The sequence below is a fragment of the Pedobacter sp. GW456-11-11-14-TSB4 genome, assembly GCF_059424425.1.
Genome location: NZ_JBWKZK010000001.1, coordinates 554873 through 564510, shown reverse-complemented (window position 1 = coordinate 564510; position 9638 = coordinate 554873). Strand labels below are relative to the sequence as shown.

Below are 9638 nucleotides of genomic sequence, written 5' to 3'. Positions count from 1 at the left end.
TAGTGCGGGGTGGAGCAGTTGGTAGCTCGTCGGGCTCATAACCCGAAGGTCATCAGTTCGAGTCTGGTCCCCGCTACCTCTTCAAGCCGAAAGGTAAAAGCAGAAAGCTCAAAGCTTTGGTCTTTTCCCTTTAAGCTTATAAGCTTGAAAGGCCCGTTCGTCTAGGGGTGAGGACGCCAGATTTTCATTCTGGAAACAGGGGTTCGATTCCCCTACGGGCTACGAAGACCGCTTACCATGGCGGTTTTTTTATCGGCAGAGGCTGATGCAAGGATGGTGTTCCTTATAAAAACACATTATAGTGCGGGGTGGAGCAGTTGGTAGCTCGTCGGGCTCATAACCCGAAGGTCATCAGTTCGAGTCTGGTCCCCGCTACCAAATTGAAATACGATTGAAGAATTACGATTTACGATTTGAACACCAATCGTAGGTCTAAAATCCTAAATCTAAAATCAAAATGGCCCGTTCGTCTAGGGGTGAGGACGCCAGATTTTCATTCTGGAAACAGGGGTTCGATTCCCCTACGGGCTACAGAAAATTAAAAAACCTTTAACGAAAGTTGAAGGTTTTTTTGGTTTAGAGGGGTTTTTGATATTTGAATTGCTATTTTTTTTGAAATTGATTTTTCCAATGAGGTAATAAATTTTTACTAACATGAGAAAGACTGAAAAAATCAATATCTTTACACTAGATGCAATTTTTATGAATAAAAAAGCAATTAATAGGTTAAAATTTGTTCTTGCGGAGAAAAATGTAAGTTGTAAATGGCTGGGAGAAAAGCTAGGAAAAAATGAAGCAACCACTTCAAGATGGTGCATTAATGAAGTACGGCCACCTATCAAAAATTTTTTAAAGATTGCAGGTTGCTTAGACGTAAAACTGACTAATATTTTTAATTATTAAATAAATGGGAGAAGGCAATAATAATATTATCCCATTTAAGGTTTCTGCTAGAACAGCAAGATTAATTGGTAGGGAAAATGTCGCAAGTTCTAAAGGAGCGATTATAGAACTTGTAAAAAATGCCTATGATGCAGATAGCAAAGTCTGTATCGTTTATTTCGATAATAAATTTTCAACGCTGCTTTCCGAAATAGATCAGAAACATTACGATGGTTTAGTTAAACTAGGGTTTTCAGTGGAATCTTTAAATGAAATCTATTCCCAAAATGAAGAGGTATATAATTTAAGAACAGAATTGGCTGAGGAAAAAAAATCATTGTTCAAAAATGTTCTTTCAAAATTATCTGCACTTTACATAATTGATTTTGGTGAGGGAATGACTCAAAATATTATTCGTGATCATTGGATGACCATCGGAACAGATAATAAAGCAAATGAGGTTTTTACAAAAAATGGAAGAGTAAAATCCGGGGCAAAAGGAATTGGAAGGTTTGCACTAGATAAATTAGGTAGTAAATGTGAAATGACTACTATATTCAATCCATCACCTGAAATTCATGCCACCGATACTGATATTGAAGGTAAAATTACTAACAACAATGGTTATAATTGGGTTGTTAACTGGGAAGATTTTGAAGGTGAATTTAAAACTATCGACAAGGTAGGTGCTAAACTAATTGGTCTTCAAACGGATTCGATTAAAGAGGAAGTCTTAAAAATACTCCCTGAGAGTGATTTAAACAAAATTGAGTCTGAAAAGGAGTTTAAATATGGGACGATTCTAAAAATTACTGAGTTAAGGGACAATTGGGAAGATTTTTTTGTGGAACAAGTTTTTTCTGACTTAGAGGTATTAGTTCCTCCAAAAGAAGCAGGTGGATTTGAAATTTTTGTATTTAACTCTTTAACTCCCGAAAAATATGGAGAAGTTTTAGGATCTGTCTGTGATGATTTTGATTATAAACTTGTTGCCACAGCAGATGAAAATCAAAATGTTAAAATTAAAATTTATAGAAATGAATATAATGTCGAGTTAATTCCGAATGCATTTTTCGAGAGAGAAGCTATGCAAAAGGAGAACTACAAGAGAAAAGATTTTCTAAGAGGATATTGGGAAAAGGAAACTTCATTTAATCAATTGCTTAAAGGGTTTAATGCGATAGATGAGGATAACATCTTTAAAAGTATTGGCGTCTTTAATTTTACATTCTATTTTTTAAAAAGACAGTCTAATTCAATTGATGCAAAAAAGTTTTTTAATAAGAACTTCATGTCAAATAGTAGAAAAGATTGGCTTAACAAATTTGGAGGAATTAAGTTGGTTAGAGATAACTTTAGGGTTAGACCTTATGGAGAAGTTAAAAATGTAGCTTTTGACTGGCTTGGTTTGGGTAGTAGAAAAACTCAAAGCCCTGCAAGTGTTGCAAAAAAAGAAGGCGGATACAGAGTTGAACCTGATAATGTAGCAGGTGCCATAAATATATCAAGATTGACAAACCTCAACTTTGAAGATAAGTCAAGTCGAGAAGGATTACAAGAAAATAAGATCTTTCAGATATTTTCATTATTGATAACAGAGATAATTGCTGAATTTGAGAAAGATCGAGCATATATTGCTAGAGAAATGTCGGAATATGATGATTTTATCTACGGGCCAGAAAGAGACCGGCAAAAGGCTGAAGAGTTAAAAAATGATATTTTAGCGAAAAGTAGAGTAAAAAAAGAACAAAAAACTAATGATTCTAGTGGTAATAAAAATCAGAGTGAACAATGGAAGGAAGAAGAATCAGAATCAGACAAAGAAAAAGAGATTCTTGCGGGCGAGTTAGATAGAAAAGATGAAGAAATTGAAAAACTTAAGGAAGAACAAAAAATGCTTCGAGCTTTAGCCAGTAGCGGAATTGTTTTAGCATCTTTCAGCCACGACTTGAGCAAGCTAAATGATGTTTTAGCTTCAAGAACAGAAAAGCTAAAAGACCTAATGCTTGAAAAAATAACAGAGGATGAATACGTTGGGTCAAAAGACAGTAAAAATCCTTTCAAACAATTGGAGCGGATAAAAAAGCAAGATACTAAACTTCAAAATTGGTTGAATTTTTCGTTAGGAGCAACCAGAAAAGACAAAAGGAAAAGAAAACAATTATTCTTGAAACCATACTTTGAAGGTTTAAAAAATGATTGGAGTACAGTCTTTGAAGATAGAGGAATAATTCTGGATATTTCTGAAATAGAAGAACTAGACATGAGGGTATTTGAAATTGACATTGATAGTATTTTTAACAATGTGTTGGTTAATTCAATTGATGCCTTTATCATTTCAAAAGATGAACGACAAAGGATTGTTAAAATAAAAGTATCAAGTAACTCTAAGGATATAGTAATCGATTATCATGATAATGGACCTGGTTTATCGACAGATATTTTAGAGCCTGAAAAAATATTTGAACCACTATTTACTACTAGAAGAAATAAACAAACTGGCGAAGAAGAAGGAACGGGATTGGGCATGTGGTTAGTAAAATCTATTGTTGATGAAAATGATGGGAAAGTAGCCCTCTTATACCCAGAAATAGGATTTGGCTTAAAAATTACGTTCCCAATCAAATACAAAAGATAACTATGTACAAAATATTATTTATAGACGAAGAAAAAGATACATTAGAAGATTTTGAAGAGTTTGTTGAAAAATCTCCTTTAAAGACTAAGTTGGATCCTATTACTATGTTTCCACTAGCTGATTTGGATGAAATGATAGAAAGTATTATCAAAATTGCTCCCGATGCAATTATTTCAGACTATAGGTTGAATGAACTTAAAACTGATATTAAATATAATGTCCCGTATAATGGTGTTGATTTAGTGGAGGAATTCCAAGGAATACGCAATTATTTTCCTAGTTTCGTTTTAACCGCTTTAGATGATGAGGCAGTCAATAGCTGTAATGACGTAAATATTGTATACGTCAAAAATATACTTTACAATAAAGAAGAAGGTAATGCAAAAGCAAAATTTCTAGATAGAGTTATTAGCCAAATTGAACATTACAAAAATAGAATTGAAAGTTATAAGCAAGAATTAGCAGAGTTAATAGAAATTAGGAAAAAGGATGAGGCTGATATCACAATTGAAAGTAGAATTATTGAACTTGATGAATTTTTAGAAAAATCCATTGATGCAAAAAGCGTAATTCCTCCGGAATTTAAAACACTAACAAATTATAATAAACTCGATAATATTATTAGCAAAGTCGATCAGTTATTAAGAAAGATAGATGAAGATGGCAAGTAATTTTAGACAAGTTAGTCCTAAAAGAACTTGTACAAAAATTTATGCAAGTTACAGAAGCTTTAAATCATATTTGGCTGCGGATTTTAATTCAAGATGTGGATATACTGATTGTCCAGACTTTTGGTTTGGGGGTAAAAACACGTTTCACATAGACCACTTTAAACCCTTCTCCAAAAATCCTGCACTGGCAACGGATTATAAAAATTTGGTTTATTGTTGTTCATATGTTAATATATTAAAATCAGATGATGAGGGAGATTATTTAGATCCTTGTGATATTGATTTTAACGAGCATTTTGAAAGAGAGATTGATGGTTCAATTATACCCAAAGATACTTCTAAAGAAGCAAAATATATGTTTTCGAAATTACAACTAAACTTATCAAGGTATAGGTTCATTTGGAAATTAGATGAAATTTGGGCAAAATTATTGAAACTTCAGGAACAAATTAATGATCCTAAAAATTTAAGGATAAAAAATGATTTAAGAATAATTCATAGCGAATTGGCTGAAGAATTTACAATCTATTTAAAATATCTAAAATCAGCCCAGTAATTTGAAAAAAGAAATTTTTAAATATCTTGAATCATATTCTCCGTTTCCAAAAGAAGTGGATAAACTCATTGTGTCTGCTTTTATTGAAATAAATGATTTACAGTCAATAAGCAATAGGTTTCTGAAAAGCTATTCAATCTCAAAGAGAAAATCACCAAAAAGAGAAAAGCTGCTCCAGTTTATTAAAATTGTACAAAATGAAATAGAAACTTTTGATATTGAAAAATTGATTGAACTATTTGAGTTTGTAATTTCTCCATCAGATAGAATTATTAACGGAGCAATCTATACTCCATCAGAAATTAGGGAATATATTATTGCTCAATCCTTCCAGAGAGAGGGTACTAGAATTACAGATGCAAAGATTGCTGATATAGCTTGTGGTTGCTCTGGATTTTTATATACAGCATCTAAAGAATTAAAAAGAAGAACAGGTAATAGTTACCAATATATTTTTCAAAATCAGATTTTTGGCTTAGACATTCAAAAATATTCGATTATTCGGAGTAAACTGCTATTGAGTTTATTAGCATTGTCTGAAGGAGAAGATGTGGAAGAATTTAAATTTAATTTACATCAAGGGGACGCTTTAATTTTTAACTGGAATGAACATTATGATAATTTTAATGGATTTCAAATCATAGTTGGAAACCCTCCTTATGTGTGTGCAAGAAACTTAGAAGATACCGTAAAAGAGAACTTAAGAAATTGGGCTGTATGCGTTTCTGGAAATCCAGACCTTTATATTCCTTTCTTTCAAATTGGGTACGAGAACCTTGCAGAAAATGGTATCCTTGGATACATTACAATGAATACTTTTTTCAAAAGCTTAAACGGTAGAGCATTAAGGAGCTATTTTGAAGAAAATAAAACTACCATAAGGGTTATTGACTTTGGCACACTTCAGATTTTTAAATCTAAAAGCACATATACTTGTATTTGTTTTCTTGAAAATTCAGAACAAAACTATATCGAATATTATAAGTCGACTGAAAAAGAAGTGCCCACTAATAGAAATCAATATAGGAAAATCAAATATCAAAATCTTGATGCAAAAAAAGGTTGGAATTTAAATGATAATGAAATTATTTCTCGAATTGAATCAATAGGAACGCCATTTGGAGAAAAATATAAAACCAGACACGGTATTGCTACATTGAAGAATGATATTTATATTTTTAAGCCAGTAGCTGAGGATGATGATTTTTTTTATCTCCAAAATGGAAGTCTATATCCAATTGAGAAGGGAATATGCAAAGATATTTTGAACTCAAATAAATTAAGTAGAGTTATTAATTTTGATACAGTTGTTGAAAAGGTGTTATTTCCATACAATGACGAGGTAAAGCCAAAAGCACTTGATGAAAACTTTCTAAGAGAAAATTTTCCAAGAGCTTTCGAATATCTGCAGGTAAAAAAGAATATTTTAGCAGCAAGAGATAAAGGAAAAGGTAAATACGAAAAATGGTTTGCCTTTGGAAGAACTCAGTCTTTAGAAAAGGTTGGTAATAAATTATTTTTCCCAAAATTTTCAGATAAAATTCCAAGTTACTTAATCAGCAATGATGATGATTTGTTGTTTTATAATGGTCAGGCAATCATAGGCCATTCAGAAGATGAAATGCTATTAATCAAAAAGATTTTAGAATCGCGTTTATTTTGGTATTATATCAAAACTACAAGCAAGCCTTATTCATCAGAATATTATTCTTTGAATGGAACCTATATTAAAAACTTCGGTATTCCTGACTTTACCAAGGATGATATTGATTTTCTAATAAATGAGCCTAATAAAGATATTATTGATATTTTTTTGGAAGATTATTATGAAGTCCAAATAAATGAGTAGTTAGTTTTTATTTAGTTGCTTAAAGTTACTAAAATGGCATTTAAGATTTTTTTCATGCTGCTGTAGTATACTCAGTAATCAGTTATTTGGAAGGTAGAAAAAGCAGTTAAAATCCCTCTTAGTAGTTCGAACAAATTCCCATCCCCGCTACAGAAAATTAAAAAACCTTTAACGAAAGTTGAAGGTTTTTTTGGTTTTAGACATTTTAAATCTTCTCTACTTCTATTTTTCAAAAACTAATATTTAACATCAAATTTTTATAGTACAAGATATTTTATCGAAAATAATTACAAATTTATTGTTTATCAATAAATATTTATTTATAATTGCATCGTTGTATTTAAAAATTAGAAACGATGGAAATTAAAATTTCAACCCAGCAAATCCTCAAAGTGCTTTATGTTGTCGCTTGGATCATCTTTATCGGCTTATGTATAGAAGCAGGAGGGATCATCTTCAATACTTTTTTTGCGCTGTTCATTAACCCAAAAAATGCAAGTACCATGTGGGGCATGGATTTAGGTGATTTGTATCAAAACGATAGCGGAAGGTTTTTGATGCTTACTGGTTACATGATCATTACTTCGCTAATGAAAGCTTTCATGTTTTACTTAATCGTGAAGATTTTGCACGATAAAAAACTGAATTTAGTGCAGCCATTTAACAGGGCAGTCGCCCGTTTTATTGCTCATGTGGCTTATTTGGCTATAGGTATTGGTATATTTTCCCTTTGGGGCATTAAATATGCAGATTGGCTGTTGCAACAAGGCATAGTTTTACCAGAAACCAGGCATTTAGGTTTGGCAGGTGCCGATGTTTGGTTGTTTATGGGCATTGTGTTATTGGTAATTGCACAAATTTTTAAAAGAGGAATAGAAATACAAGACGAACACGAATTAACGGTATAAATTATGGCGATTATAGTAAACCTAGATGTGATGATGGCAAAGCGAAAAATGTCGCTCAATGAACTATCTGAAAAGGTAGAAATTACGCTGGCCAATTTATCTAATCTAAAAACAGGTAAGGCAAAAGCCATTAGATTTACTACGCTAGATGCCATTTGTAAAGCGTTAGATTGCCAACCGGCAGATATTTTAGAGCATCGTTAGTAAAATTTAATTTTGTGATTTTTTTATAAGTAATAATTTAAAATTAATTTTTATTCTTTGTCAGTCTGAGCTTGTCGAAGACCCTTTAATGCGCTTCGACAAGTTCAGCGTGACAATCTCTAATATTTAATTAGTTAGTTCTTGGCAGAAATGATTTAAGAGACAACCTATTATTATTTAGTGATTTGCAAATTAATGTGATGCGCTATTCTCAAAGCCAAAAACAGTTAAACGGTATGGCGTAGCAGAAACTTTAATCTTTTTGATGATGCTTAAATCGCTTAAGCTCACTTGCTGTACTTCGCCAGCTTTTGGCATTACCACATAAGCATAACGAGCAGTGCCAGCCAAGGTTGGCTTTTGTGTTTCGGTTTTAGCAGTTGCGTCTAAAACTTTAGCTTCTTTTTTAAGTGAACCTGTACTTAAATCGTAAACTTTAAGTGTTCCATCATGTAATAGAACCAATAGATTTTTCTTGGCAAAATCAACTACACATTGCATAATGTCTAAGCTTTCAACTATAGGCGTAATTGTATTTGTATTGGTGTTGATTAAGTATGCACCTTTAGCTGCAGTGTAACCGATAAATCTTCCATCGGCACCGCCTTCCAAAATGGTACCAAACCAAGCCGTACCAAAACCTGCAGGGTGAGCAATTAAGCGTTGTGCACCAGTTTGATCTACCACTAAAATGCCGCTGCCAGAACCAAATAACGAAACTTTACCATCACTTGCATTGCCATGTATGCCAGTAGTTTGTATGGTAGAAGCGGCAACTTGTGCACCCGAAGCATTAATCAATTTCACTCTTTCTGGTAAAGTACCACTTACCGATCCATCTTTAACGGTAATAGCATAATTACCATTGTCAAACTTAGTCATGGCCCCATGGTGAGCCACATTGCCAGCATTGATGATCTGCATTTTAGCACCAGCCACATTAAAATTAGCTTCGTTGGCCACGCTTAAAGTTCCATCGCCGTCGTTAAAAGTGATAATTTCGTTTCCTTTAGTTTTAAAGTGCGTAGGTCTGTTGGCATCTCCAGTTAATGCAGCCATTCTAGCGGTGTTTTTTATATCAACGTGGTCGCCATGAAACTCTAAGCCACTATCAAAGTTCTCTACAAAGTTAAAACCGCCGTGTATTAAGGTGGCGTATCTGCCAGATGCGGTAGTATAAAGTGCCGCTTTAGGGTGTTTAGCTGTAAAAGATTCTACTTTTCCAGTTGCCGGATCAATTAAACTCAATTGATTAGTTATTTCATCGCTCACTAAAAGCCTTAAGTGTTTATGTTCAGCAACCGCTTCAACTGGTTCTGGATCTACGGTTCTGTCTTTTTTACATCCGCCTAAAGCAATTAAAGCAACGGCTAATACAATTAATAGTTTTTTGTAATTTGTTTTCATTTGATTTATAGGGTTTAATTTATTTTAATACTGATGCCTTTAATAGTTTGCCAGCCTTCTTTATCGGTTAGCTTAATTAAAAAATGGTAATCGCCTGGGTCTATATCTGCAGGTACGGTAATCTCATTTGTGGCTTCAAAAGTTTTTTGTCCTGTCGGGATTTGAAAAGTATTGATGAGCACAAATGGCTTAACAGGCGTTTTAACAACTACTGCAGAGCAATCCGAAACTTCTGTGCTGTGCGAATGATTATCAAAATTGTGGTGAATGTCTAAACTGTAAGAACCTAATTCCGCATTGTCGGTAAATCTGGCTTTAAACGTAAATTTTTGCCCGCGACTAACCGTTGCACATTGTTGTGGAAATGCATTAGCAATAGAAAGGTCGATTACTGGATATTCGGTGTCAATGCTTTGTTCGTCTTTTTTACATCCGGCAGCAAAAATGCTCAATAAGCCAAAGGCGATTAATGTTTTGTGTAAATTTTTCATCGGTTTTTTCATCATTTAAATCGTGTTATTAA

Annotated in this window: 9 protein-coding genes and 4 tRNA genes; 11 read left to right on the top strand and 2 right to left on the bottom strand. The window is 33.1% G+C overall.

Annotated features, from left to right (window positions below; translation table 11 throughout):
• Positions 1 to 3: 3 nt before the first annotated feature.
• The 11 genes from AC07XU_RS02620 to AC07XU_RS02570 all read left to right on the top strand — a co-directional run bounded on the left by AC07XU_RS02620 (position 4) and on the right by AC07XU_RS02570 (position 7708).
• Positions 4 to 76: transfer RNA gene (locus AC07XU_RS02620), tRNA-Met, on the top strand.
• A gap of 74 nt (positions 77 to 150) precedes the next feature.
• Positions 151 to 222 (top strand) — tRNA-Glu (locus tag AC07XU_RS02615).
• Positions 223 to 302: 80 nt separating this feature from the next.
• A tRNA-Met gene (locus AC07XU_RS02610) sits at positions 303 to 378 on the top strand.
• Between the two features lie 81 nt (positions 379 to 459).
• Positions 460 to 531: transfer RNA gene (locus AC07XU_RS02605), tRNA-Glu, on the top strand.
• 123 nt (positions 532 to 654) lie between these two features.
• Positions 655 to 903, top strand: coding sequence for a helix-turn-helix transcriptional regulator (locus AC07XU_RS02600; protein WP_494942062.1), 249 nt, complete (start codon positions 655 to 657; stop codon positions 901 to 903).
• Positions 904 to 907: 4 nt separating this feature from the next.
• Positions 908 to 3520: an ATP-binding protein gene (locus AC07XU_RS02595; RefSeq protein WP_494942061.1), complete on the top strand. Its 2613-nt coding sequence runs from the start codon at positions 908 to 910 to the stop codon at positions 3518 to 3520.
• Between the two features lie 2 nt (positions 3521 to 3522).
• Positions 3523 to 4191 carry a response regulator gene (locus AC07XU_RS02590; protein ID WP_494942060.1) on the top strand — a complete coding sequence of 223 codons (669 nt, stop codon included), beginning with the start codon at positions 3523 to 3525 and terminating at the stop codon, positions 4189 to 4191.
• On the top strand, positions 4181 to 4747 hold the full coding sequence (locus tag AC07XU_RS02585) for an HNH endonuclease family protein (RefSeq protein WP_494942059.1): 567 nt from the start codon (positions 4181 to 4183) through the stop codon (positions 4745 to 4747). Before AC07XU_RS02590 ends, AC07XU_RS02585 begins: the two co-directional genes overlap by 11 nt.
• 1 nt (position 4748) lies before the next feature.
• Positions 4749 to 6596 carry an Eco57I restriction-modification methylase domain-containing protein gene (locus AC07XU_RS02580; protein ID WP_494942058.1) on the top strand — a complete coding sequence of 616 codons (1848 nt, stop codon included), beginning with the start codon at positions 4749 to 4751 and terminating at the stop codon, positions 6594 to 6596.
• A 356-nt stretch (positions 6597 to 6952) separates the two neighbouring features.
• A complete protein-coding gene (locus tag AC07XU_RS02575) occupies positions 6953 to 7504 on the top strand; it encodes a DUF2975 domain-containing protein (RefSeq protein WP_494942057.1) in 552 nt (183 codons plus the stop codon).
• 3 nt (positions 7505 to 7507) lie between these two features.
• Positions 7508 to 7708, top strand: coding sequence for a helix-turn-helix domain-containing protein (locus tag AC07XU_RS02570; RefSeq protein ID WP_136877390.1), 201 nt, complete (start codon positions 7508 to 7510; stop codon positions 7706 to 7708).
• Positions 7709 to 7900: 192 nt separating this feature from the next.
• Here AC07XU_RS02570 and AC07XU_RS02565 read toward each other — a convergent pair whose 3' ends face one another.
• Together AC07XU_RS02565 and AC07XU_RS02560 are read right to left on the bottom strand one after the other, a co-directional pair.
• A complete protein-coding gene (locus AC07XU_RS02565) occupies positions 7901 to 9115 on the bottom strand; it encodes a YncE family protein (protein WP_494942056.1) in 1215 nt (404 codons plus the stop codon).
• 14 nt (positions 9116 to 9129) lie between these two features.
• Positions 9130 to 9606, bottom strand: coding sequence for a DUF4625 domain-containing protein (locus AC07XU_RS02560; RefSeq protein ID WP_494942055.1), 477 nt, complete (start codon positions 9604 to 9606; stop codon positions 9130 to 9132).
• Positions 9607 to 9638: the final 32 nt, after the last annotated feature.

What these genes read in the sequence shown, in the direction of transcription:
- AC07XU_RS02600 (WP_494942062.1), top strand. Translation starts at nt 655, where the DNA reads ATGAGAAAGACTGAAAAAATCAATATCTTTACACTAGATGCAATTTTT.
- AC07XU_RS02565 (WP_494942056.1), bottom strand. Translation starts at nt 9,115, where the DNA reads ATGAAAACAAATTACAAAAAACTATTAATTGTATTAGCCGTTGCTTTA.
- AC07XU_RS02570 (WP_136877390.1), top strand. Translation starts at nt 7,508, where the DNA reads ATGGCGATTATAGTAAACCTAGATGTGATGATGGCAAAGCGAAAAATG.
- AC07XU_RS02560 (WP_494942055.1), bottom strand. Translation starts at nt 9,606, where the DNA reads ATGAAAAATTTACACAAAACATTAATCGCCTTTGGCTTATTGAGCATT.
- AC07XU_RS02575 (WP_494942057.1), top strand. Translation starts at nt 6,953, where the DNA reads ATGGAAATTAAAATTTCAACCCAGCAAATCCTCAAAGTGCTTTATGTT.
- AC07XU_RS02595 (WP_494942061.1), top strand. Translation starts at nt 908, where the DNA reads ATGGGAGAAGGCAATAATAATATTATCCCATTTAAGGTTTCTGCTAGA.
- AC07XU_RS02590 (WP_494942060.1), top strand. Translation starts at nt 3,523, where the DNA reads ATGTACAAAATATTATTTATAGACGAAGAAAAAGATACATTAGAAGAT.
- AC07XU_RS02585 (WP_494942059.1), top strand. Translation starts at nt 4,181, where the DNA reads ATGGCAAGTAATTTTAGACAAGTTAGTCCTAAAAGAACTTGTACAAAA.